Annotated in this window: 20 protein-coding genes; 7 read left to right on the forward strand and 13 right to left on the reverse strand. The window is 68.6% G+C overall.

Annotated features, from left to right (window positions below):
• The first annotated feature begins 181 nt into the window (after nucleotides 1-181).
• Complete coding sequence (locus tag OG972_RS10200) at nucleotides 182-4,030, forward strand: GH92 family glycosyl hydrolase (RefSeq protein WP_266980288.1); 3,849 nt, start codon at nucleotides 182-184, stop codon at nucleotides 4,028-4,030.
• Nucleotides 4,031-4,103: 73 nt separating this feature from the next.
• On the opposite strand, the gene OG972_RS10205 is transcribed toward OG972_RS10200, so the two are convergent.
• On the reverse strand, nucleotides 4,104-4,403 hold the full coding sequence (locus tag OG972_RS10205; RefSeq protein WP_266980290.1) for a cupin domain-containing protein: 300 nt from the start codon (nucleotides 4,401-4,403) through the stop codon (nucleotides 4,104-4,106).
• Nucleotides 4,404-4,582: 179 nt separating this feature from the next.
• On the opposite strand from OG972_RS10205, the gene OG972_RS10210 reads away from it, so the two are divergent.
• Nucleotides 4,583-5,050: a hypothetical protein gene (locus tag OG972_RS10210; RefSeq protein WP_266980292.1), complete on the forward strand. Its 468-nt coding sequence runs from the start codon at nucleotides 4,583-4,585 to the stop codon at nucleotides 5,048-5,050.
• 15 nt (nucleotides 5,051-5,065) lie between these two features.
• On the opposite strand, the gene OG972_RS10215 is transcribed toward OG972_RS10210, so the two are convergent.
• Nucleotides 5,066-5,710, reverse strand: a complete 645-nt coding sequence (locus OG972_RS10215; RefSeq protein ID WP_266990386.1) for a histidine phosphatase family protein — start codon at nucleotides 5,708-5,710, stop codon at nucleotides 5,066-5,068.
• Nucleotides 5,711-5,804: 94 nt separating this feature from the next.
• On the opposite strand from OG972_RS10215, the gene OG972_RS10220 reads away from it, so the two are divergent.
• The 4 genes from OG972_RS10220 (at nucleotide 5,805) to OG972_RS10235 (ending at nucleotide 9,532) form a co-directional block, all read left to right on the forward strand.
• A complete protein-coding gene (locus OG972_RS10220) occupies nucleotides 5,805-6,707 on the forward strand; it encodes a helix-turn-helix transcriptional regulator (protein ID WP_266980293.1) in 903 nt (300 codons plus the stop codon).
• Nucleotides 6,691-6,897, forward strand: coding sequence for a DUF397 domain-containing protein (locus OG972_RS10225; RefSeq protein WP_266980295.1), 207 nt, complete (start codon nucleotides 6,691-6,693; stop codon nucleotides 6,895-6,897). The genes OG972_RS10220 and OG972_RS10225 overlap by 17 nt, the downstream gene beginning before the upstream one ends.
• A 53-nt stretch (nucleotides 6,898-6,950) precedes the next feature.
• Nucleotides 6,951-7,292 (forward strand): hypothetical protein, encoded by a 342-nt coding sequence (locus OG972_RS10230; RefSeq protein WP_266980297.1) that lies wholly within the window; start codon nucleotides 6,951-6,953, stop codon nucleotides 7,290-7,292.
• A gap of 266 nt (nucleotides 7,293-7,558) precedes the next feature.
• Entirely contained in the window at nucleotides 7,559-9,532 is a 1,974-nt protein-coding gene (locus tag OG972_RS10235) for an FUSC family protein (protein WP_266980299.1), read from the forward strand.
• Nucleotides 9,533-9,588: 56 nt separating this feature from the next.
• Here OG972_RS10235 and acnA read toward each other — a convergent pair whose 3' ends face one another.
• Both acnA and OG972_RS10245 read right to left on the reverse strand, forming a co-directional pair.
• A complete protein-coding gene (acnA, locus tag OG972_RS10240; RefSeq protein ID WP_323135861.1) occupies nucleotides 9,589-12,315 on the reverse strand; it encodes an aconitate hydratase AcnA in 2,727 nt (908 codons plus the stop codon).
• 322 nt (nucleotides 12,316-12,637) lie between these two features.
• Complete coding sequence (locus tag OG972_RS10245) at nucleotides 12,638-13,459, reverse strand: hypothetical protein (RefSeq protein ID WP_266980303.1); 822 nt, start codon at nucleotides 13,457-13,459, stop codon at nucleotides 12,638-12,640.
• A 739-nt stretch (nucleotides 13,460-14,198) separates the two neighbouring features.
• Between OG972_RS10245 and OG972_RS10250 the strand changes: the two genes are divergently transcribed.
• Nucleotides 14,199-15,728 (forward strand): UDP-N-acetylglucosamine 1-carboxyvinyltransferase, encoded by a 1,530-nt coding sequence (locus OG972_RS10250; RefSeq protein ID WP_266980305.1) that lies wholly within the window; start codon nucleotides 14,199-14,201, stop codon nucleotides 15,726-15,728.
• Nucleotides 15,729-15,740: 12 nt separating this feature from the next.
• On the opposite strand, the gene OG972_RS10255 is transcribed toward OG972_RS10250, so the two are convergent.
• The 9 genes from OG972_RS10255 to OG972_RS10295 all read right to left on the reverse strand — a co-directional run bounded on the left by OG972_RS10255 (nucleotide 15,741) and on the right by OG972_RS10295 (nucleotide 22,410).
• Entirely contained in the window at nucleotides 15,741-17,018 is a 1,278-nt protein-coding gene (locus tag OG972_RS10255) for a site-specific integrase (protein ID WP_266980307.1), read from the reverse strand.
• A gap of 74 nt (nucleotides 17,019-17,092) precedes the next feature.
• Nucleotides 17,093-17,335 carry a helix-turn-helix domain-containing protein gene (locus OG972_RS10260; RefSeq protein ID WP_266980309.1) on the reverse strand — a complete coding sequence of 81 codons (243 nt, stop codon included), beginning with the start codon at nucleotides 17,333-17,335 and terminating at the stop codon, nucleotides 17,093-17,095.
• Between the two features lie 299 nt (nucleotides 17,336-17,634).
• On the reverse strand, nucleotides 17,635-19,176 hold the full coding sequence (locus tag OG972_RS10265; protein WP_266980311.1) for a YfjI family protein: 1,542 nt from the start codon (nucleotides 19,174-19,176) through the stop codon (nucleotides 17,635-17,637).
• Nucleotides 19,173-19,553 (reverse strand): hypothetical protein, encoded by a 381-nt coding sequence (locus OG972_RS10270; RefSeq protein ID WP_266980313.1) that lies wholly within the window; start codon nucleotides 19,551-19,553, stop codon nucleotides 19,173-19,175. Before OG972_RS10270 ends, OG972_RS10265 begins: the two co-directional genes overlap by 4 nt.
• Nucleotides 19,550-20,440, reverse strand: a complete 891-nt coding sequence (locus tag OG972_RS10275) for a bifunctional DNA primase/polymerase (protein ID WP_266980315.1) — start codon at nucleotides 20,438-20,440, stop codon at nucleotides 19,550-19,552. The genes OG972_RS10270 and OG972_RS10275 overlap by 4 nt, the downstream gene beginning before the upstream one ends.
• Nucleotides 20,437-21,156 carry a DNA methylase gene (locus OG972_RS10280; RefSeq protein WP_266980317.1) on the reverse strand — a complete coding sequence of 240 codons (720 nt, stop codon included), beginning with the start codon at nucleotides 21,154-21,156 and terminating at the stop codon, nucleotides 20,437-20,439. The genes OG972_RS10275 and OG972_RS10280 overlap by 4 nt, the downstream gene beginning before the upstream one ends.
• Nucleotides 21,157-21,243: 87 nt before the next feature.
• A complete protein-coding gene (locus OG972_RS10285) occupies nucleotides 21,244-21,594 on the reverse strand; it encodes a hypothetical protein (RefSeq protein ID WP_266980319.1) in 351 nt (116 codons plus the stop codon).
• A gap of 1 nt (nucleotide 21,595) precedes the next feature.
• A complete protein-coding gene (locus OG972_RS10290) occupies nucleotides 21,596-22,207 on the reverse strand; it encodes a hypothetical protein (protein ID WP_266980321.1) in 612 nt (203 codons plus the stop codon).
• 14 nt (nucleotides 22,208-22,221) lie between these two features.
• Complete coding sequence (locus OG972_RS10295) at nucleotides 22,222-22,410, reverse strand: hypothetical protein (protein WP_266980323.1); 189 nt, start codon at nucleotides 22,408-22,410, stop codon at nucleotides 22,222-22,224.
• Nucleotides 22,411-22,573 lie beyond the last annotated feature (163 nt).

Below are 22,573 nucleotides of genomic sequence, written 5' to 3' on the forward strand. Positions count from 1 at the left end.
CGGATACATGGGCCCCGTGCGCCCTCGTCCGGGTGTAACGATTTCCGCAATACGGTCGATTCGCCCGACCGTTCGCGCCCAACACCCTTGACACATCCAGCCACTTGGCTCCCTACTGGATCCTGCGCATCGCTCTGACAACGTTGTCCTACGCGCACTTCCTCGGGAGGAATGGCTCGGCATGCAGCCCCGACATGGTTCTCGCAAGAGACAAAGCCGCACAGCCGCACTCATTGCGGCCTCACTGGTCCTGGTCGTGACCGCCCCGACAGCGGCCGTCGCCCAGTCGGCACATTCCCTCGAAAGGGGTGAAAAGCCCACAGCCGACCAGACGTTCACCTCCTCGTTCGAGGCAGATGAAAAGCAGCCGGACTGGCGCAATACCGTGGAGGAGGGATCTGACGGGACGAAGCGGTCGTCGGGCATCGATGGCGGCTTCTCGTCCGGAATACCGGGCAATGTCACGGACAAGGTCACGGATGTCCGCGCCAGTGACGAGAACACCGGCGGTGGTGAGGTGAAGGAGAACCTCATCGACGGGGAGTCCGCCACCAAGTGGCTGACCTTCGAGCCCACCGGCTGGCTGGAGTTCGATCTCGCCGAACCGGTCAAGGTCGTGACCTACGCGCTCACCTCGGCCAACGACTACGACGAGCGTGACCCGAGGAACTGGACGCTCCAGGGCTCCGCCGACGGCAAGACGTGGAAGGACCTCGACTCCCGGACCGACCAGTCCTTCAGCGAGCGCTTCCAGACCAAGTCGTACGACATCACGGCCGACACGGCCTATCAGCACTTCCGTCTGGACATCACGAAGAACAACGGCGCCTCGAACATCACCCAGCTCGCCGACGTCCAGTTCTCCGACGGCAACACCAGCACGCCGGCGCCCGACGAGATGCGCAGTCAGATCGACCGCGGTCCGTCCGGCTCCCCCACGGCCAAGGCCGGCGCGGGCTTCACGGGCAAGAAGGCTCTGCGCTACGCGGGCACGCACAAGGCGGACGGCCGGGCGTACTCGTACAACAAGATCTTCGACGTCGACACGGCCGTCACCCGGGACACCGAGCTCTCCTACCTCGTCTACCCGCAGATGGGCGAGACGGACCTCTCGTACCCGGCCACGCATGTGGCGGTCGACCTCGCGTTCACCGACGGCACGTACCTGAGCGATCTGGGTGCCACCGACAGCCACGGCGGTCCGCTGACCCCGCAGGGCCAGGCCGACGCCAAGCGGCTGTACGTCAACCAGTGGAACAAGGTCGCCTCGCGCATCGGCACGGTCGCGGCCGGGAAGACCGTCGACCGGATCCTGGTGGCGTACGACTCCCCCAAGGGCCCAGCGAAGTTCCAGGGCTGGATCGACGACATCAAGCTCGCCCCGAAGGCCCCGGAGAAGCGCCGGGCGCACCTGTCCGACTACGCCTCGACGGTACGGGGCACCAACTCCAGTGGCGGCTTCTCGCGTGGAAACAACTTCCCCGCCACCGCTGTCCCGAACGGCTTCAACTTCTGGACGCCGGTCACCAACGCCGCTTCGACGAGCTGGCTGTACGACTACCAGCGCGCCAACAACGACGACAACCTGCCCACGCTCCAGGCATTCAGCGCGAGCCATGAGCCGAGCCCGTGGATGGGCGACCGGCAGACGTTCCAGCTGATGCCGTCGGTGGCCAAGGACATCCCGGACGCCTCCCGCACGGCGCGCGCGCTGCCGTTCAAGCACGAGAACGAGAAGGCAAAGCCGCACTACTACGGAGTGACGTTCGAGAACGGCCTCAAGGCCGAGATGACGCCGACCGACCACGCGGCGCGGATGCGGTTCACGTACCCCGGTGACGACGCGTCCGTCGTCTTCGACAACATCTCCAACGACGGCGGACTCACTCTCGACCCGGGGACCAGCTCCTTCACCGGCTTCTCCGACGTGAAGAGCGGCCTCTCCACCGGCGCCACCCGGCTCTTCGTCTACGGCGTCTTCGACGCCCCGGTCACCGCGAGCGGCAAGCTCAAGGGCGGCGGCGGTGACGACGTGACGGGCTACCTCCGCTTCGACGCCGGCAAGGACCGTACGGTCAACCTCCGTCTGGCCACCTCGCTGATCAGCATCGACCAGGCGAAGCGGAACCTCGCCGCCGAGATTCCCGCCTCCCGCTCCTTCGGCCGCGTCGAGGACCAGGCACAGCACGCCTGGGACGACATCCTGGGCAAGGTGGAGGTCGAGGGTGCGGACGCCGACCAGCTGACGACGCTCTACTCCAGCCTGTACCGCCTGTACCTCTACCCGAACTCCGGCTTCGAGCAGGTCGACGGCAAGGACCGGTACGCCAGCCCGTTCTCGCCGCAGATCGGCCCGGACACCCCCACCCACACGGGTGCGAAGATCGTCGACGGCAAGGTGTACGTCAACAACGGCTTCTGGGACACCTACCGGACGACATGGCCCGCGTACTCCTTCCTCACGCCGGACAAGGCCGGCGAGATGGTCGACGGCTTCGTCCAGCAGTACAAGGACGGTGGCTGGATCTCCCGCTGGTCCTCCCCCGGTTACGCCGACCTGATGACCGGCACCTCGTCGGACGTCGCGTTCGCGGACGCGTACGTCAAGGGCGTGAAGTTCGACGGTGAGGCGGCGTACGAGGCGGCCCTGAAGAACGCCACGGTGGTTCCGCCGTCGTCGGGTGTGGGCCGGAAGGGGATGGAGACGTCCCCGTTCGCGGGATACGCGAACACGTCGACGCACGAGGGTCTGTCCTGGTCGCTGGAGGGCTACCTCAACGACTACGGCCTCGCGCAGATGGGCCAGGCGCTCTACAGGAAGACGAAGAAGGAGCGGTACAAGGAGGAGTCGGAGTACTTCCTGAACCGGGCTCGCAACTATGTCGAGCTGTTCGACTCCAAGGCGGGCTTCTTCCAGGGCAGGAATGCCAAGGGTGACTGGCGGGTCGCCTCCGACACGTACGACCCGCTCATCTGGGGCTACGACTACACGGAGACGAACGGCTGGGGCTACGCGTTCACGGCTCCGCAGGACAGCCGCGGTCTGGCCAACCTGTACGGCGGCCGCGACGGCCTGGCGAAGAAGCTCGACACGTACTTCTCCACCCCGGAGACGGCCGGTCCCGAATTCGTCGGCTCGTACGGCGGTGTCATCCACGAGATGACGGAGGCCCGTGATGTACGGATGGGCATGTACGGCCACAGCAACCAGGTCGCGCATCACGTCACGTACATGTACGACGCGGCGTCGCAGCCCTGGAAGACCCAGGAGAAGGTCCGCGAGGTTCTCGGCCGCCTCTACACGGGCAGTGAGATCGGCCAGGGCTACCACGGCGACGAGGACAACGGCGAGCAGTCGGCCTGGTACCTCTTCTCCTCGCTCGGCTTCTACCCCCTGGTGATGGGCAGTGGCGAGTACGCCATCGGCTCGCCGCTCTTCACGAAGACCACCGTCCACCTGGAGAACGGCCACGACCTCGTGATCAAGGCCCCGAAGAACAGCGCGAAGAACATCTACGTGCAGGGTCTGAAGGTCAACGGCAAGAAGTGGACGTCCACGTCGCTGCCGCACGAGGTGCTCGCCAAGGGCGGCGTCCTGGAGTTCGACATGGGCGCCAAGCCGTCGGCGTGGGGCACGGGCAAGAACGCGGCCCCGACGTCGATCACCCAGGACGACAAGGTGCCGTCGCCGAAGAAGGACGTCCTGAAGGGCGAAGGCGCGCTGTTCGACAACACGTCGGCCACGACGGCGACGGTGACCGGCGCGGTGGAGCTCCCGGTCGGGTCGGCGACGAAGGCGGTCCAGTACACGCTGACCTCGGGCGCCGCGGCGAAGGCGCCGACGGGCTGGGTCCTGCAGGCCTCGACGGACGGCACGACATGGAAGGACCTCGACAAGCGGTCCGGGCAGTCGTTCGCCTGGGACAAGCAGACCCGGGTGTTCTCGGTGGGCACGGCGGGAACGTACGCGCACTACCGCCTGGTGCCGGACGGTGAGGGGACGCTGGCGGAGGTGGAGCTGATCTCCTGACGGCAGCACCCTTTTCGCACCGGCGGCCGGTACCTCGCGACGTGGTACCGGCCGTCGGTGCACTCCTCGCCGGTCACCCGAGGGAGGCAGCCTTGAGCTCGATCTCGACGAAGGCCAGCCAGGCACTGCCGGTATTGACGACATCGTGCTCGCCACCGGCCGGGCGGGCGTACGACTCGCCGGCCCGCAGCCGCGACTCGGTCACCGACCCGTCGGGCGCGAAGGCACTGATGACACCGTCGACGACCGGCACGACCACATAGTCGTACGCATGGACATGGCGGCCGGTACGCGTCCCGGGCTCGAAGTCCCAGCGGGTGACCCGCACCCGGGCGTCCTCGTGCTGCACGCTCGGGCGAGCGGTTGTCGTCATCGACCTGCTCCTCACTGTTGGTTCGTACTCGTTCTCCGGGCCGCAAAAGCCCACGTCACAGGCTTGATCGCCGTGTCGCACCAGCCGAATATACGTGCCGCCACCAGCGCCGCACCGGCATGCCGGGATCCGGCAGGAGGGTCTGTTCAGGGGGCCCGCCCCTCTCCTACGCTGCCGCGATGAGCTGGATAACGGTCGTCAGCACGGTCGCAGGCGCGGTCATCGCCCTCAGTTCGGCGCTGGTGATCGAGCGCCGCCGGGATCTGCGGGAGACCAGGCGGGAGTGGCGGACGAGCCGACGGGACCTGTACAGCGCCTACTTGTCCGCTCTGGCCAAGGCGCGCAGTGAGCTCTGGTCGATCGCGCGGGACAGGTCCCGGTCCGCGGAGGAGCGCTCCCGGGCCGCCCGTGCCTGCTTCACGGACTGCTACGAACTGCGCTATCAGTTCGAGGTCTTCGCGCCACGAGCAGTCGTCGAACCTGCGCTTCTGTACTTCCGACGGGTCCGTGACCTGCGCGACGCGGTCGCCGACGGTCTCCTCCACGGAATGCCGGAGTACGAGCACCATGCGGCCCAGGTGCTGGAGGCGCTGACCCGGGTGCGGGACGCGATGCGTGCCGACATGGGGACGGACGCGATGGACTGAACGGCGTGGACCTGCTCAGGCCTGCTCGGGCGACTCCGGGACGGCGGCGTGGAAGAGACTCTCGGGCAGGGCCAGGTTCAGGGCGGTGATGACGGGCTGCCCATGCTCGGTGCCGAGCCGCGAGACGGCGCCCGTGACGAGCTGGAACATGGCGCCCCCGGCCGGAGCCAGCCCCAGATAGCGGGCGGTGAGCACGCGCAGGAAGTGGGAGTGCGCAACGAGAGCGATGTCCGCGTCCCCCACCTGTTCGGCGGCCGTCCGAACCTCGGTGAGCACGCGGTCGGCGCGCTTGCCCACCTCAGCCGGCGTCTCCCCGGGGTGCGCCTCAGGGCCGGGGGTGACGCCATCGGTCCACAGGTTCCATGAGGGCCGGGTCCGGTGGATCTCGACGGTGGTCACGCCCTCGTAGCCGCCGTAGTCCCACTCGCGCAGGTCAGGTGTGACACGGGGCGAGTCAAGGCCGGCGAGTTCGGCGGTGCGCCGGGCGCGCAGGGCCGGGCTGACCAGGGTGAGCCCGATCTTCCGGTCGGCGATCAGCGGCACGAGAGCACGGGCCTGACGCTCACCGAGGTCGGTCAGGGGCAGATCGGTGTGGCTCGTGTGCCGCCCGTTCCGGGACCACTCGGTCTCGCCGTGCCGGATAAGGATCAACTCGCCCATGGGTGCCATCCGCTCTCTGTACTGTTCGCGCCGCGTGTTGCAAAGGTTGCAAACCCGCTGATCCACGATCGCATTCCGCGCCGTCCACGATGGGGTGGCCGGTACGTCGTTTCCGAATCCGGCGACCTGGTGTCCGGCTACATTCCGCCACATGCCGCAACCCAAGGAACTGGACCCGTACACCAATCCGCGAGCCTTCTACGGCTGCGAGTTACGCCGCCTGCGCGAGGCCGCCGGGCTGTCCCAGGAGCAACTGGGCGAGCGGGTGTTCTGCTCGGGCTCGTACATCGGGCAGTTCGAGTCGGCGAATCGGCGGCCGCAGATCGACATGTCCCGCGTCTTCGACCAGCTTTTCGGTAGCGGGGAGCATCTGGAACGGTTGTGCCGTCTGGCCCGCAAGTCCAAGGTCGCAAGCTACTTCGCCGATGCTGCGGAGCTCCAGGAGCGTGCCAAGTCGATCGAGGAGTATTCGTCCTTGGTGGTGCCGGGACTTCTGCAGACCGAGGCGTACGCACGGGCTCTGACTCAGGCCGCTCAGCCGTTCACCACGTCGTCCGTCATCGAGGGGCACGTCAGGACCCGAATGGATCGGGCACAGCTGCTCGATTCCCCAACGGCTCCCATCCTGTGGGTCATTGTCCACCAGGCCGCTCTTCGCGTACTGGTGGGCGGAAGCGCCGTCATGGCTGAACAACTCACGCACCTCGCTGAGCAGAACCGGTCACGCACGCGCATCGTCGCTCAGGTGCTTCCGTTCTCCGCCGGGGCGCCCCCGTTCCTGGACACCTCGGTCACACTGATGCGCTTCACCGATGCTCCACCTGCCGTGTACACCGAAGGCGCTTACGGCGGCCAACTCATCGAGGAATCAACGGTGGTGGACCAGTTCCGTTCCGCATACGATCTGGCCAGGGCTGCCGCGCTGTCGCCGGAGGCATCCCTGGCCCTGATCGAATCGGCGGCGAAGGACTATACGACCGATGACTACCGCAGCTGATCTGACCACGGCAACCTGGCGTAAGTCCTCCTACAGCAATGGGGACGGCGGCAACTGCGTGGAGGTGGCCGACGGCGCTCCGGACCTCGCCCCCGTGCGCGACAGCAAGATCACGGACGGCCCGGTGCTCGTCTTCCGCGCGGCCGGCTGGATGTCCTTCATCAAGGGCGTCAAGAGCCGTGCGTTCTGAAGCAGTTCAGTAGGCATATCTGAGGTTCGGCCGGTCGCCGCACGGTCGTCTCCGTGATCGCGCGGGCCACCGCCACCCGGATCCGTACGCCACCGGCCACCGGTCGTCTGCCGGCCGATCCGGGCCACCACCCGCGGCGCGAGCACCCGCAGCACGCCGGAGCCGCCGCCGGGGCGCTCACCACGGCGCAGCAGGTGGGCGGGGCGCTCGGGGTCGGCGTCGTCGGCATCGTCTACTACGGCAGCCTCGCCGACGGTGTGCCGACCGCCTTCCGGCACGGGCTGATCTACCTGGTCCTGGTGGCCCTGGCGCTCGCCGGTCTCGTACAGCTGCTGCCCCGGACCGCCGCGAGGACGAAGGCCGCGCCCGTCGCACGAGAAGGAGCCCACGCATGAACCGCGGGCACCGCCCGCCTTCGCGCCGTCGCGCGCGGGGCACGGCCGTAGGGAGCCGGCGGAGCGGGTCGCCGAGGCCCATGAGCGGTGGTGGACCGAGCCGGGGGTGCCCATCTTCCGGTCGGTGCCGGGCGGTGATCACATCGCTGAAACCTCACCGTCGCCCGATCGACAAATCACCCTGTTACGGTCGCTCGTATGCGGCCGCCGTTGCCCGCCCCGACAGCCCCGGATCTGTGTCCGGCCGGTGTACGAGGAGGTCAGCCGTGCGTGTCCCGGCTCGTAGAGGTGTCCGGTCCGGCCGACGGCCCGCGCCCGCCTGGCTCGCCCACGTCGTGAGCCGGCGTGCGGCCCCTGTCCCCCGGACCGCGATGGTGCGCGGTGCGCTCGGGGCGGGGCCGCTGCTCGGTGCCGGTATCGCCACGGGACATCCGGGGCCGGGGGTCCTCGCGGCACTCGGGGCGATGCTCGCCGGGGTCAACGACCGTCCGGGGACCCGGCGCAAGGGGATGGTGGGCATCGGTTTGCCTGCCGTGGCCGGATCGCTCGGGCTGCTCGTCGGGGCCCTGGTTGCCGACAGTGCCGGGCGCTGGGCCGCGGTGCCCGTGCTCTTCCTGGTCGGGTGGGTCTCCGGTGCGCTGAGCGCGGTGGGTGCGCTGTGGTCGGCGGCGGCCCTCCAGATGCTGGTCACCACCACGATCGGCATGGGGATGCCGATGCCGGGGCCTGCCTGGTTCAAGGCCCTCTGCTTCCTCTCCGGCGCGATCTGGCTGCTGCTGTTGCGGCTGGTCCTGCGGGCGCCCGGGCACGGCGGGCCCGCACGGTCGAGCGGCGAGCACGAGGCGGTCGCCGCCGTCTTCGACGCCCTGGCGGACGCGCTCCACGCGCTCGGCGGACCGCATGCCGCCGCTGCGCGTCGCAGGCTGGTCGCCGCGCAGCAGCAGGCGGACGAGGCGCTGCGTCTCATGCGGCTGCTGCCCTGGCCCGGCCGGGGCGGTGCCGCGGGCCATCCACTCGCCGAACGTTTCGGCGCGGCGGTCGCGCTGTGCGAGGCGAGCATCGCGCTGCTGTGGGAGGGGCGGGCCGTCCCCTGCGAGGTCGCCGACGGGCCCCGTCGGCTGGCCGCCGCCGTGCGGACCGGCGGTCCTGCGGGGCTGTTGCCGAGCCCGGTGTCGGACTCGGTCGAGCGGGCGGCGTTCGACCGTGCGCTGCTGGAGGCCGCCGTCGTCTTCGACCGTACGCTGCACGGCGCTGCCGCCCCGGGCACGCGGAACACCGCCGCGCCGTCCCGGTCCTGGCGGAGCATGCTCTCGCCGGCGGGACGGGAGTACGGGCTGCGGGTGGCACTCTGCGTCGCGGTCACCGGTGCGGTCGCCCTGATCCTGCACGAGGTCCACTGGTACTGGCTGCCGGCCACCGCCGCGTTCCTGGTGAAGCCGGACATGGGGCCGTTGTTCTCCCGGGTGGTGAACCGGTTCGCGGGAACGGTCGCCGGAGTCCTGGCGTTTCTGTTGTGCACCACGGTTCTCGGCGGGCTCGGCGCTCCGGCCACGGTGGCGCTGGTCGTCGTGGGCGCCGCGCTGGTCCCGTTCTCCGTCCGGCACTTCGGTCTACAGACCGCCGTGATCACGGTGCTGGTGCTCTCCTTCGTCCGCACGGCAGGTGACACGGAGGCCGCGCCCGCCCGGCTGCTGGAGACCGCGCTGGCCTGCGCCATCGTGCTGCTCGTCGGGCACCTTCCCCGGCTGGCCGATCCCGGAGTGCGGGTGGGGCACCGATACGCGGTCACCCTGCGCTGCACGGAGCGGTATCTGCGCCATGTGCTGGCCGGACCGGGTGGGGCGCACGACCCGCGCAGGTCGGGCACAGAGGGTCTGGCCCTGCGGAACGCCGCGTACCGCGCGCTCGCCGAGGCACGGGCGGCGGCCGAGACGGCGGCGGCCGAACTGCCGGGCCCGTACGGCGGGAAGAAGCGCGACTGGGCGGCCGTGACGGCCTCCGCCGAACTGATCGTCGACGCGGCGACCGTGTGTGCGCTGCGGGTCGAGCTCGGCGTGTCCCGGCCGTCGCCGGCCGAGGTGGAGCAGGTGACGAGTGCGCTGTCGGCGACGGCCGACGCACTGGAGGACGGTCAGGGCGCGACGCGGCCCGCGCCGGGTGCGGGGCCGCGCAACTGCCGCTCGCTGCGGGACGTCATGACGCAGCTGCACGGCATTCACACGCTCACCACCGCCGCGTGACGCCGAAGGGCCGCACCCCGTCACCGGGATGCGGCCCTTCCTGCTGCTGCCGGACCTTACTTGCGGATCAGGCTGCGGAGCACGTACTGCATGATGCCGCCGTTGCGGTAGTAGTCCGCCTCACCGGGGGTGTCGATGCGGACGACCGCGTCGAACTCCACACCGGTGTCGGTGGAGACCTTCACCGTGCGCGGCGTGGTGCCGTTGTTCAGCTCGGTCACGCCGGTGAAGGAGAAGGTCTCCTCGCCGGTGAGGCCGAGGGCCTCGGCGGTCGCGCCCTCCGGGAACTGGAGCGGGAGGACGCCCATGCCGATGAGGTTCGAGCGGTGGATGCGCTCGTACGACTCGGCGATGACGGCCTTGACGCCGAGGAGCGCGGTGCCCTTGGCGGCCCAGTCGCGGGACGAGCCGGAGCCGTACTCCTTGCCCGCCAGGATGACCAGCGGGGTGCCGGCGGCCTGGTAGTTCTGCGAGGCGTCGTAGATGAACGACACGGGGGCATCGCCCGCAGACGCAGCCTGGGTGAAGTCGCGGGTGTAGCCACCCTCGGTGCCCGGGGCGATCTGGTTGCGCAGGCGGATGTTCGCGAACGTGCCGCGAATCATGACCTCGTGGTTACCGCGGCGCGAGCCGTACGAGTTGAAGTCGCGGCGCTCGACGCCGTGCTCCGTCAGGTACGTGCCGGCCGGGGTGTCGGCCTTGATCGCACCGGCCGGGGAGATGTGGTCGGTGGTGACCGAGTCGCCCAGCTTCGCCAGCACGCGGGCGCCGGTGATGTCGGAGACCGGGGTGGTCTCCATCGTCATGCCCTCGAAGTAAGGGGGCTTGCGCACGTAGGTGGACTGCGGGTCCCACTCGAAGGTGTTGCCTGTCGGGATCGACAGCGCCTGCCACTGGGCGTCGCCCGCGAAGACGTCCTGGTAGGACTTGTTGAACATGTCCTCGCCGATGGAGTTGGCGACGACGTCGTTGACCTCGGCCTCGGAGGGCCAGATGTCCGCGAGGTAGACCGGCTTGCCGTCCTGGTCGATGCCCAGGGCGTCCTTGGTGATGTCGACCTTCATCGAACCGGCGATGGCGTACGCGACGACCAGCGGCGGGGACGCCAGGTAGTTCATCTTGACGTCGGGGTTGATCCGGCCCTCGAAGTTACGGTTGCCGGAGAGCACCGAGGTCACGGCCAGGTCGTGCTCGTTGACCGCCTTGGAGACCTCCTCCGGCAGCGGGCCGGAGTTGCCGATGCAGGTGGTGCAGCCGTAGCCGACGAGGTTGAAGCCGACCTTGTCGAGGTACGGGGTCAGGCCCGCCTTGTCGAAGTAGTCGGTGACGACCTTGGAACCCGGGGCGAGCGTGGTCTTGACCCACGGCTTGCGGGTCAGGCCCTTCTCGACCGCCTTCTTGGCCACGAGCGCCGCGGCGACCATGACGTACGGGTTCGAGGTGTTGGTGCAGGACGTGATCGCGGCGACGGTGACGGCGCCGTGGTCGATCTCGTACGTCGTCCCGTCGGGGGCCGTGACCGTGGTGGGACGGCTCGGCACGCCGTTGTGGCAGGCCGGGGAGTCGGAGGCCGGGAAGGACTCCTTGCCGGACTCCTCGTCCTCGGAGACGTAGTTGCGGACGTCCTGCGCGAACTGCTCCTTGGCGTTGGCCAGGATGATGCGGTCCTGCGGGCGCTTCGGGCCGGCGATGGAGGGGACGACCGTGGAGAGGTCGAGCTCCAGCTTCTCGGAGAAGTCCGGCTCAGCGGCCGGGTCGAGCCAGAGGCCCTGCTCCTTGGCGTACGCCTCGACGAGCGCGACCTGCTGCTCGTCACGACCGGTCAGACGCAGGTACTTCAGCGTCTCGTCGTCGATCGGGAAGATCGCGGCGGTGGAGCCGAACTCCGGCGACATGTTGCCGATGGTGGCGCGGTTCGCGAGGGAGGTGGCGGCGACGCCCTCACCGTAGAACTCGACGAACTTGCCGACGACGCCGTGCTTGCGGAGCATCTCGGTGATGGTCAGCACCAGGTCGGTGGCGGTGGTGCCGGGCTTCAGCTCGCCGGTCAGCTTGAAGCCGACGACGCGCGGGATGAGCATGGAGACCGGCTGGCCGAGCATCGCGGCCTCGGCCTCGATGCCGCCGACGCCCCAGCCCAGCACGCCGAGGCCGTTGACCATGGTGGTGTGCGAGTCGGTGCCGACGAGGGTGTCGGGGTACGCCTGGCCACCCCGGACCATGACCGTGCGGGCCAGGTGCTCGATGTTGACCTGGTGGACGATGCCGGTGCCCGGGGGGACGACCTTGAACTCGTCGAAGGCGGTCTGGCCCCAGCGCAGGAACTGGTAGCGCTCCTTGTTGCGGCCGTACTCCAGCTCGACGTTCTGCGCGAACGCGTCGTTGGTGCCGAACTTGTCCGCGATGACGGAGTGGTCGATGACCAGCTCGGCCGGCGCGAGGGGGTTGATCTTCGCCGGGTCGCCGCCGAGCTCCTTCACGGCCTCACGCATGGTGGCGAGGTCCACGACACACGGAACACCGGTGAAGTCCTGCATGATCACGCGGGCCGGCGTGAACTGGATCTCCTGGCTGGGCTGGGCCTGGGAGTCCCAGCCACCCAGCGCCCGGATGTGGTCGGCGGTGATGTTCGCGCCGTCCTCGGTGCGGAGCAGGTTCTCCAGCAGCACCTTCAGGCTGTAAGGGAGGCGCGCGGAGCCCTCGACCTTGTCCAGCTTGAAGATCTCGTACGACTCGTCGCCCACGCGCAGCGTGCTGCGGGCGTCGAAGCTGTTCGCCGACACGACAGTCTCCTTCATCAATGTGCGCGTACTACCGCGCCGCGCCTCATTACGGCGGGCGCCGCGTGGTGCCGCCTACGGCTCCTCGACCATCCGCTAAGGTAAGGCTTAGTTAGGTAACCCTTACCGTTCGGCGGCTGCGGTGCACCTTCGGCAGATATCTCGATGTCGAGATAACTCTAGTACATCACCGCTGGACGGTCATGCCCGGCTGCCCGGACGATGCCGCCCTCTTCCACACGGACCCCCTCGGCGAGGCGCCGCGCCGAGGCAGTCGTGCGCCCGGCAACGCATGGCAGCCGCCCGACCCGGCTCCCGGCCGCGCTCAGGAGTCCTCGGCCAGGACCTCGTTGCGTGGCACGGCGCTCCTCCGCTCCTGCACACGGGCATGGGTCACGAGGCCGAAGAGGAGCGCGAGGAGCGCGAGCGACGAGCCCGCCGTCCCGAGGTCGAGACCCCCCTTGGCGACAGGCTTGGTGAGGAAGTCGCCGACAGTGGCCCCGAGCGGGCGCGTGAGCACGAACGCGATCCAGAACAGCAGGACGTTCGGCACGACAGGCACCCGCATGAGTGCGAGAAGCACCATGAGCAGCCCGGTGACGAGAAGCGCGCCACCCGCATAGCCGAGTCCGGAGCTGTCGGACAGGAAATCACCCATGGAAGTGCCGAGCGTGTTCGAGACGAGAATCGCCGACCAGAAGAGAGCTTCCCCGCGGAAAGTGACGATGTCGCGGATGGAGAACGTCAGCCCGGTGAATTTCCAGATGACGAAGACGGCAATCAGGATCGAGATCAGGATCGCGGCTCCCGTGGGGTACCCCAGTCCCAGGCCTTGCGGCCCCCAGCCCAGCGACGTGGTCCCGCCGGAAAGGTATGCGGCGCTGGCGTCACGGTTCATGAAGTCGGACATCGTGGTGCCGGCCATGCTGGTGGACAGGATGACGGTCCAGTAGAAAAAGGGGTTGTAGTGGGTGGACCTCAGCTGCACGACCAGCGTGACGACGAAGATCAGGAACAGCGCGACCGTGGTGAGGAAGTAGCCGAGTCCGAGGGTCTGGGCGAACAGGTCGCCGGCGGTCTCGCCGAGCGTCGTCGCGGCGATCTTCATGATCCAGAAGGCCAGGGTGACCTCCGGCAGTTTCTTCATCACAGAGCGATCGATGCCGGCGTTCACGTCGGTAAGCAATTCAGACTTTTCCAATGTCAATCACTCCTGGTCGGCCGATCGGCGCCTCGCTCTCCCGGAGTGAGCACCTTCCACGTCGCGGATGAGTGGACATCACAGTGTTGCGGGCGCAAGGCATCCCCTTACTCGGTGGCGCTGCGTGTCCGCAGGTATTTATTACTTCTTTGAATACGGAGACGAGCGTGCCACCTTCGGCTCATTCGAGGACGCGGTGGCGGTCTTTGTTTTCGGCGCCATGGAAGCCGACCGTTCCTGCCCGGCACATCACCCAGGCGCCGGGCCGCGGTGCCGACGCCCGCGGGGGCGGGAACAGGCCGCCGGATGCGCTGCGCCCTCCCGCTGTCGCGGCGGACGAGATGCGGACACAGGCGCTCGCCCCGCCGGGGCGCACCGACTCGGCGAGACCCGCCCCGCCACGGCAGGATCGCGCTGTTCCCGTGGTGTGGCACCCGCACGGACGCGCGCAGCGCGCTCCGGTGCCACCCGCACGGACGCACCCCGCGTGCCGGATCGCCGCACCGGGCGGACGATGGGAACGGCCGACAGGTACCCGGAATCGGAGACGGGGCCGGCCACCGTCATCGCCCACCTCCCCCACCATCCCCCACCCTTCCCCTCCTCACCTGCTCTCACCACACCCGTCACCCGAATGCCACACCCCCATCCGATCTTCATCTCATATCTGAGATAACCTGGCGCCATGTCAGACGACTACCTCGTACGCATCGGCAAGCTCATACGTGACGCGCGTCAGCACCGGGGCTGGACTCAGAGTCAGCTCGCGGAGGCGCTCGCCACCAGCCAGAGCGCCGTGAACCGCATCGAGCGCGGCAATCAGAACATCAGCCTTGAGATGATTGCCCGTATCGGTGAAGCACTCGACAGTGAGATCGTGTCGCTCGGCTACGCCGGGCCGATGCATCTGCGGGTCGTCGGCGGGCGTCGGCTCTCCGGCTCGATCGATGTCAAAACCAGCAAGAACGCCTGCGTGGCCCTGCTCTGCGGCTCGCTGCTCAACAAGGGCCGTACGGTGCTGCGCCGGGTCGCCCGGATCGAAGAGGTCTACCGCCTCCTCGAAGTGCTGAACTCCATCGGTGTGCGCACCCGATGGATCAACGACGGCACCGATCTGGAGATCGTCCCGCCGGCCCGGCTCGACATGGCCGCCATCGACGCGGACGCCGCCCGGCGGACCCGGTCCATCATCATGTTCCTCGGCCCGCTGCTGCACCGCATGGACCAGTTCAAGCTGCCGTACGCGGGCGGCTGCGACCTCGGCACCCGGACCATCGAGCCGCACATGATCGCGCTGCGCCGGTTCGGCCTGGAGATAGCCGCGACCGAGGGTCTCTACCACGCCCGGATAGACCACTCGGTGACCCCGGACAGGCCCATCGTGCTGACCGAGCGCGGCGACACGGTGACGGAGAACGCGCTGCTGGCCGCCGCCCGCCACGACGGCACGACCGTCATCCGCAACGCCTCGTCCAACTACATGGTCCAGGACCTGTGCTTCTTCCTGGAGGCGCTGGGCGTACGGGTCGACGGCGTCGGTACGACGACGCTGACCGTGCACGGTGTGCCGCACATAGATGTGGATGTCGACTACTCCCCCTCCGAGGACCCGGTCGAGGCGATGAGCCTGCTCGCCGCCGCCGTGGTGACGGAGTCCGAGCTGACGATCCGCCGGGTACCGATCGAGTTCCTGGAGATCGAGCTCGCGGTGCTGGAGGAGATGGGCGTCGACTGCGACCGCACGACGGAGTACCCGGCGGACAACGGCCGTACCCGGCTGGTCGATCTGACGGTCCGGCCCTCCAAGCTGGAGGCCCCGATCGACAAGATCCACCCGATGCCGTTCCCCGGTCTCAACATCGACAACGTGCCGTTCTTCGCGGCCATCGCCGCCTCGGCGCAGGGCAAGACGCTCATCCACGACTGGGTCTACGACAACCGCGCGATCTACCTGACGGACCTCAACCGCCTGGGCGGCCGGCTCCAGCTCCTTGACCCGCACCGGGTCCTGGTCGAGGGCCCCACCCGGTGGCGCGCGGCCGAGATGATGTGCCCGCCGGCGCTGCGGCCTGCCGTGGTCGTACTGCTCGCGATGATGGCGGCCGAGGGGACCTCCGTACTGCGCAATGTGTATGTGATCAACCGTGGTTACGAGGAGCTGGCGGAACGGCTCAACTCGGTGGGCGCGCAGATCGAGATCTTCCGCGACATTTGATTCAGCCGCAGGTCAGGATGCCTTTCCTTCCTCCTGGGCCGTCTGTGGGCCGTCGTCGGTGTCTCCGCCCTCGCGGAAGACGCTGTCGACGGCCCGCCTCGCTCGCGCCTGGCTGTTCGGCATGAGGTGGGTGTAGGTCCGCAGGGTGAAGCCCGGATCGCCGTGGCCAAGGTACTCCGACAGAGCCTTGACGTTCTCGCCCGCGTCCAGCAGTACGGAAGCGTAGAAGTGCCGTAGCGCGTGCATCCCGTGCTCGCGCGACTCCGCGAACCGCTGCCCCGGCTTGCGCGCCGGGATGACGCCGGCGGCAACCAGCGCGGGCTTCCAGACGCGCATGTTGAAGTAGTTCCGGTTCACCGGCTTCCGCTCCCGCGAGTAGAAGAGAAGCGACGCCGTGACCGGCGGCCCGTCCGGCGCCTTCCACGGCAACGTGACAGTGAGCGGCGGTCGCTGAGTGATGTGCTCCGCGACAGCGAACGCCACAGAGTCCGGAAGCGGAACATCACGGAGCTTTCCGCCCTTGGGCGGAGCGAACACCAACTGCGCCTTGACCAACTTCACCTGCCGCACGACGTGCACCACTCCTGCAAGGAAGTCGACTTCGTCGACCGCCAGCCCGAGAATCTCGCCCTGTCGCAGACCACACCCAGCGCCAATGTCCACCACCTTGCGATAGGGCGCCGGCAGCGCTTCGCGCACCGCGAAAACACGCTCCTGCGGCCACGGTTTGAGCTTCCTCGCGTCCGCCCGAGGTGGCCGAACCGAATTCGCACGACAAGGGTTCCGGGGGATGACGCCGTCATCAACGGCCGCGCCGAACACGGCCGAGACATTCGCGAAGATGACTCGCTGGTAGGAAGGCGCAAGGCCTGCGTCTTGTAGGACGCGTCCCCAGGCTCGAATGTGCGCCGGTAGGAAGGCGCTCATGGAGCGCGACCCGATGTGCGGGAAGATGTGCAAACGGAAGCGCTGGTCGATGGCATCGATCGTCGATACGTCGGTCGTCTGGGACGCAAGCCACGCGGTGGCGTAGGCCTCGAACGTGACTTTGCCCGCTGAGGGGTCTACGTACTGCCCACGCGACATGTCGGCGGCAATCTGCGTCAACCACACCTCCGCGAGACGCTTCTGCTTGTCAGGGAATGACCTGCTCTTCTCGGTACCGCTGGGAGTTACGTAACGGGCCCGGTAGCGCATTCCCGTTCCGTGCCGGTCGCTCTTGATGCGTGTCGTCTTGCCATCGATGCCGGTTTCGGTCTTGTACCAGCGGTCTTGAATGTGGCCAGCCACGTAGGGCTCCTTCGAGGTATGACAGGGCTGGGGCCCGACCCGCATGGTCGGGCCCCAGCGTGGTGATGGATGGGTCAGGCTGCTGCGTCGGCCTTCCGGCGACCGGCGACGTAGGCGCGTACGTCGGCGGGGTCGTAGCGGAGGTGCTTGCCGATGCGGAAGCCGGGCGGCCCGGTGCGCTTCTTGCGCCACTGGTAGACGGTCTCTTTGGGGACGTCGAAGATCTCGGCGATGTCGTCGGGGGTGAGGTAGTGGTCGGGGAGACCGGCGCGCAGCGTATTGAGCGCGTCTGGCTGCTCGGGTCGGGCGGTGGTCACCGTGGCTCCTCGGGCAGATCGAATGGTGCGGAGGGGCTGGGATCGCTGACAGAACTGACAGAACCTCGCCGATATCCCACTGACCTGCTGTTTCTCCGGTTTTGAGTGCTCTGACAAAACCGCGAAAAACTCTGACAGAACCTCCGGGCGGGGGGTTCTGTCAGAGCGCCCAGATTTGGGCGGGGAGGTTCTGTCAGAGTTTTCGGAGGTTTTGTCACAGCCGTGATCACGGCTGTTTGTGCAGGTCAGCAGTCTGGCGCAGGGGTTGTGTCAGTTCTGTCAGCGGGTTGGGGGTTCTGTCACGCGTTCATGCGCGGCGGGGTGAGGGACGGGTGGGTGTCGTACCGGGGCGACGGCGGCCGGCCACCTCGCCCGGAGCGCGGGGGCAAGGGCAGCTGTCGTACCCATCCGTGCTCTTCGAGCAGGGCCAACGCGGGGTCCAGGTCTCCCATGGCGGGGAAGTCGCCGCGCGACAGACCCCGGAACAACTCCCGCTTGGTGAAGCCGGTCAGCCGGTTGTCTCTGATGTAGGTGAGGACCTGGTGGGCGGCTTCCTGGGCGGGGTCGGCGCCCATGGCGTCGAACACCTCCAGGGCATGGGCGGTGAAGTAGTCCCCGATCTCCGTCGCCGCGGCCATGGTGGCCGCCTCGATGGGGAGGCTCCATCCGTTGTCGGGGTGGGTGGCGAGGTGGAGCAGTCCAGCGATGCGGGCCACGGCACCATCTCGCTTGGATGCCCATTTCACGATCGGGGCGAGGCTGCCGCCCTTCCCGAGACGTGATTCGGTGACCTTCTGGTAGGCCAGCATCACCGCGTCGGCCTCGGGGCTGAGGGTGAGGACGGCCGGGTCAGTCCAGTCCGCCAGCACCATCGTCAGACCACCGAGACGCTTGGCGTAGGTGGCGGCGGTTTCCTCGCTCAGCAGGGCGGGAGTGAGGTTGCGGCTGCCGACGAGGGATACGGGTTTGGCATACAGGAACCGTGCCAGCAGCCCCCGGCCGTCTGCGCCTTTGACCCTGCCGATGGCGTCGAGGACTTCCGGCTGGATGGCGAGGCCCATGGTGACGGCGGGTGCTTCGATGTGCTGGGCGTCGCGTCCCTGTCGGTTGACGCGGGTCATGTCGCCTGCGTGGCCTTTGAGGAAGATGCCCATGTTGGGGGTGCCTGAGTAGCGTCCGGCGATGATGTCGAAGATCTCGCCTTCGGCCGACATGACGCTGATCCGGCCGTCCTGCTCGGCCAGGAGTGTGGCCAGACTTTCCGGGGTGACGTCGTCCGCGACCAGTTGGGGCTTGGCGGGCTCGGTGAGTTCGTCGGCCTGCTGGGCGAGCTGGACGGCCTCGGCGGTGAGTTGGTCCCTCAGGCCGGGTTCTGCGGCTGCGGCCTTCTGGGCGGCTTTGTCCGCGGCTGCCCTTGCCAGACGGGCCGTTGTCTCGGCTTCGGCCCGTACCGGGCCGGAGAGCTCCACGAGCGTCTTCTCGACGGCGAGCAGGGGGCCGGTCATGAGGGCGAACACTGCGGACTTGCGGTTGCCGGGCGGCAGGGCGACAGCGGTGTAGAGGTTGACCGGCTCGCGCCAGTGCCCGCGGACGCAGACGGTGGCCCGGCCGCCGGCCGCCGTGGCGATGACCCCGAGGGCGAGGCACCCGGCCAGGTCTACGGGGGTCTGTGTCTCCTCCGCGACGCCTGCCACCATGTCGCCCAGCCACAGCGGGAGGGTGTGTACGGGGAAGGCGGGGAGGGCGCGACGCGGGTTGAGGGGTACGGGTTCGTCCCACATGGGCCCGGTGATGGTCTCGGGGTCGAGGGCGTCGAAGCCCTCCCACAGATCGGCGGTCATGCGGCCTTGCTCCCTTCGGCGGTGTAGAGCAGCGGGCAGTGTTCGGGGTGGTTGGTGTGGGCTTCGATCAGGGCCAGGACCCCGGCCCTGCCTCTGGCCGTGCGGTCGTATCCGCACTGGCACCAGGACCGGGCCGACGGGGTCGCGTCGTAGGACGGCGGGGCCACGATGTGCAGCCACCGGACCGGATGCCGGGGCTGGTCGGGCTCCGTGGTGGCGTGCGGGTCAGGGCGGACAAGATGAAGGGGACGGCCTTCGGTCGACGTCTTCCGGGCAACTGCCGCACGCGCCGTTCGGGGCTGCGGTTCGGGGGCGTCCGGGAGCCCGGCCAGTCCGAGCTGTTGGCATTTCAGAGGGAGATCGGGTTGGGCGCTCATGCCGTCTCCCTTGGCCGGCAGTTCCGGATGGACCAGTTCAGGACGCTGCGCAAAGTGGCGCGGCACTGGGATGCCGGGAGTCCTGCCGACTCACCCGCAATCTGAAATGCCTGCTCCACCTCGTGCCGGGTGAGGTCGCCCCATCCGACGAAGCGGGCCACCTTGCGGGCGCTCTCGAACAACTGGGCTTCGCGGTTGCCCTCTTGGGCCGATGCGACGGCTGCGGCCTCCCGCGCGAGGGCGGTATCCGCAGCCCGGTTCCCGTGCTTGGGCAGAGACAGCCGTAGCGGCCGTGCGGGGCGCTCGGTGGGCTTGAGAGCGTCTAGCAGCCATGCGGGCAACTGAGCTACTGGAGCCGGGTCGAGAATCTCGTAAGCGGCCGTGTGCACGGTGCTGCCCGCGGCGACGACGTATCCGCCCCATGCCCGGGTGTCGACCAGCGGTGCGAGCCGCCCCGCGGTGTTGCCGAGCCGGACACCGTCCGGGGCGGTGAAGAAGAGGTGCTGTCCGCCGCTCGCGGTCCGGGTCCGGTAGGTGGTGGGGACGGCGTTGCCGGTGCGCTCGCAGAGCGCTTCGAAGGTCGTCACGCCGGAAGGCGTGTCCTCGCTGCTCTTCTGCTTGGGAATGTCCAGGTCCACCACGACCAGCCCGGACGGGCCGGTCGCAATGCCGATATTGAACGGTCCTGCGGACCAAGCCCGTTGGATGCGGCCAGGATCGGTGGTGGCCCTGCTCTCCCACTTGCGGTGACCCGTGACGCAGTCCCCGGTGCGGGGGCACTGCTCCTCTCCGTGCAGGGCGGGCCGCTTGGTGCCGGGGCGGAGCGGGAAGACGTGCCAGCCACGTTCCGCCGCGTCCAGGGCGGCTCTCAGGAGGTGCGTGCTCATGCGGCGACTCCCAGCCCGGATACCTGGAAGGCGTTGGCGATCCACTGGGTGTAGGCCGGGGGGATCGCCTCGGTCAGTTCCTCGCGGACGTCGGTCCACGTGATACCCATCGCTTGCTGCATCTCGGGAACGGTGGCCATGCCTCCGCCCGCGCCATACGCGGCGACGTAAGGGCCGTCGCGGTAGACCCCGTGCCGATAGCCACGCACGTAGCCGCGGTGCTTCGGATGCGGCGGCTGCTGGGCGGTCCACCCGCCCAGCTCGAACGTGCGGTGGCGCAGGACTCCGAGGCCGAACATCTCCCCGCACAGCCGCAGGTCGGCGCGTACGGGGGCACGGCCATTGGGCTGCTCGATGATGTACGGCAGGCCCGACGCATCGAGCAGGCACCGAAGTTCAGGGATGAGCTGGACATGCTCTCGTCCCCACCCGCGCGAGGCGTTGGTTCCGACGGTGAGGGCGCATCCTGCCTGGCACGGCGGGGACGCGTGGACCATGGCGTACCGCTCGATTTCGCCGGTAGTGATGAGTGCGGCGAGGTGTTCGAGCGCGTCGGCCCGGTGGAAGGTGAAGGGGTAGTTCGGACGGTCGGTGATGTCGACACCATCGATGTCGAATCCCGCGTCCGCGTAGCCCTTGCCCGCGCCGCCGGAGCAGCAGAACAGATCCAGCACCCGCGGTAAGCGGTCTCGCCGGATCGGGACAGGTTGAGTCATGCTGGAGGTCTCCAGTTCTGTGAAAGGTGCTGGCAGACGAGGGCGGCCCGCATTCATTGGCGTGAGAGGGGGCCGCCCTCGGCGCAGCTACTGGTGGTGGGTCCAGCGGGCGTACTGCTGGCGGGCGTAGTGGCGCGGGTCGCAGATGACGGTGGTGTCGTCCAGGTCCATCAGGCGTCGGGCCGCCTCGGTGGCCACCTCGCTCGCGTCGCCCGGGGCTCCCTCGCGTTCGTCGGCGAGGGCGATGCGGTCGAGGACGGCGGCCTTGCGGAGCCAGAACTCCCGGCCCAGTGCCGTGCCGAACGGCTTGTCGGCGGCGGTCTGTGCGGTCCATCCGATCTCTCGGATGATGCTCGGGGCGAGCGCGTAGGCGGTCTCCGGTGTCGGCCAGTTGCCCGGTTCTGGGTGGTGCTCGGTGCTGGGGTGCAGCTTTTCCATGTCAGTGCTCCTTGGTGATGTCGATGGCGGGGAGTTCGGGAAGTCCGGCGCGGGTGAGTGTGGCGGGGTCGAAGCCGGGCAGTGCCTCGCGGTGGATGAGGGCTTGAGCCAGCGCGGTGGCGTATGCGGCGCCTTCGCGGGCGACCTCGATCTGCGCCCCGGCGCGTAGGGCTTCGACGCGTTCGGTGTGGGCGTGCCCCTCGCGGCGAACGACGCTCTGCCGCTCGTACGCCACGGTGTCGCGACGGTCGGTACGCCAGTAACGGGCAGCGATCCCGTACGCGACCGCGGTGGCGAGCACCCACAGCAGCAGGGGCAGCGAAAGACCGTCCGCGTATCCGGCGACCCCAGCCAGCGCGAGCCCGCCCGACGTGGCGAACGCCGTTGCGGCGAGCACTCCGTCACCACCACCCCGGCCCGCGGCGGCGAACGCGCCGGCCGTTGCGGCACCTGCGGCGAGGACGACCATCAACGCGGCGTTGCCGGTGCTGTGTTCGGCGCCGTTGGCGTTCCAGATCCGTCCCAGGATCAGCACCGTGGATGTGGCGACGGCCGGTGCCACCTTCGGGGCCGCGAGCGCGACCCAGTGGCGTTGGACGAGGGGTTCGTTCATAGCGGGGGTCCTCCTTACAGGTTCGGGATGGCGTCGATGACGGCGGTGGTGAGTTCGTTGATGGGTCCCGAGGCGCCGGTGGAGGCGAGGAAGAACCCGAACATCACGGCGATGAACGCGGAGCCGTAGCCGAGGGTGTTGGAGCGGAGCAGGAAGAACAGGACCAGTCCGAACAGCAGGACCAGCGAGACGGTGACGGCCACGACGGGCCCCTTTCCGGTGTGGTGGTGCGGGACGGTTGGCGGGTCAGGGCCGGTCCGGCGGACCTTGCAGCGGTCGCGGGCCCTGGCACGCCCATCTGCGGTGAAGAGGTGACGGCCATCCGTCGGCGGCCTGATCCGCCGGACAGGCCCTAGCCAGCTCCCT

It is taken from the genome of Streptomyces sp. NBC_01669 (genome assembly GCF_026339735.1).
Classification (GTDB): domain Bacteria; phylum Actinomycetota; class Actinomycetes; order Streptomycetales; family Streptomycetaceae; genus Streptomyces; species Streptomyces yanii.

What these genes read in the sequence shown, in the direction of transcription:
- OG972_RS10200 (WP_266980288.1), top strand. Translation starts at nt 182, where the DNA reads ATGCAGCCCCGACATGGTTCTCGCAAGAGACAAAGCCGCACAGCCGCA.
- OG972_RS10205 (WP_266980290.1), bottom strand. Translation starts at nt 4,403, where the DNA reads ATGACGACAACCGCTCGCCCGAGCGTGCAGCACGAGGACGCCCGGGTG.
- OG972_RS10210 (WP_266980292.1), top strand. Translation starts at nt 4,583, where the DNA reads ATGAGCTGGATAACGGTCGTCAGCACGGTCGCAGGCGCGGTCATCGCC.
- OG972_RS10215 (WP_266990386.1), bottom strand. Translation starts at nt 5,710, where the DNA reads ATGGGCGAGTTGATCCTTATCCGGCACGGCGAGACCGAGTGGTCCCGG.
- OG972_RS10225 (WP_266980295.1), top strand. Translation starts at nt 6,691, where the DNA reads ATGACTACCGCAGCTGATCTGACCACGGCAACCTGGCGTAAGTCCTCC.
- OG972_RS10245 (WP_266980303.1), bottom strand. Translation starts at nt 13,459, where the DNA reads ATGAAGAAACTGCCGGAGGTCACCCTGGCCTTCTGGATCATGAAGATC.
- OG972_RS10250 (WP_266980305.1), top strand. Translation starts at nt 14,199, where the DNA reads ATGTCAGACGACTACCTCGTACGCATCGGCAAGCTCATACGTGACGCG.
- OG972_RS10265 (WP_266980311.1), bottom strand. Translation starts at nt 19,176, where the DNA reads ATGACCGCCGATCTGTGGGAGGGCTTCGACGCCCTCGACCCCGAGACC.
- OG972_RS10270 (WP_266980313.1), bottom strand. Translation starts at nt 19,553, where the DNA reads ATGAGCGCCCAACCCGATCTCCCTCTGAAATGCCAACAGCTCGGACTG.
- OG972_RS10275 (WP_266980315.1), bottom strand. Translation starts at nt 20,440, where the DNA reads ATGAGCACGCACCTCCTGAGAGCCGCCCTGGACGCGGCGGAACGTGGC.
- OG972_RS10280 (WP_266980317.1), bottom strand. Translation starts at nt 21,156, where the DNA reads ATGACTCAACCTGTCCCGATCCGGCGAGACCGCTTACCGCGGGTGCTG.
- OG972_RS10285 (WP_266980319.1), bottom strand. Translation starts at nt 21,594, where the DNA reads ATGGAAAAGCTGCACCCCAGCACCGAGCACCACCCAGAACCGGGCAAC.
- OG972_RS10290 (WP_266980321.1), bottom strand. Translation starts at nt 22,207, where the DNA reads ATGAACGAACCCCTCGTCCAACGCCACTGGGTCGCGCTCGCGGCCCCG.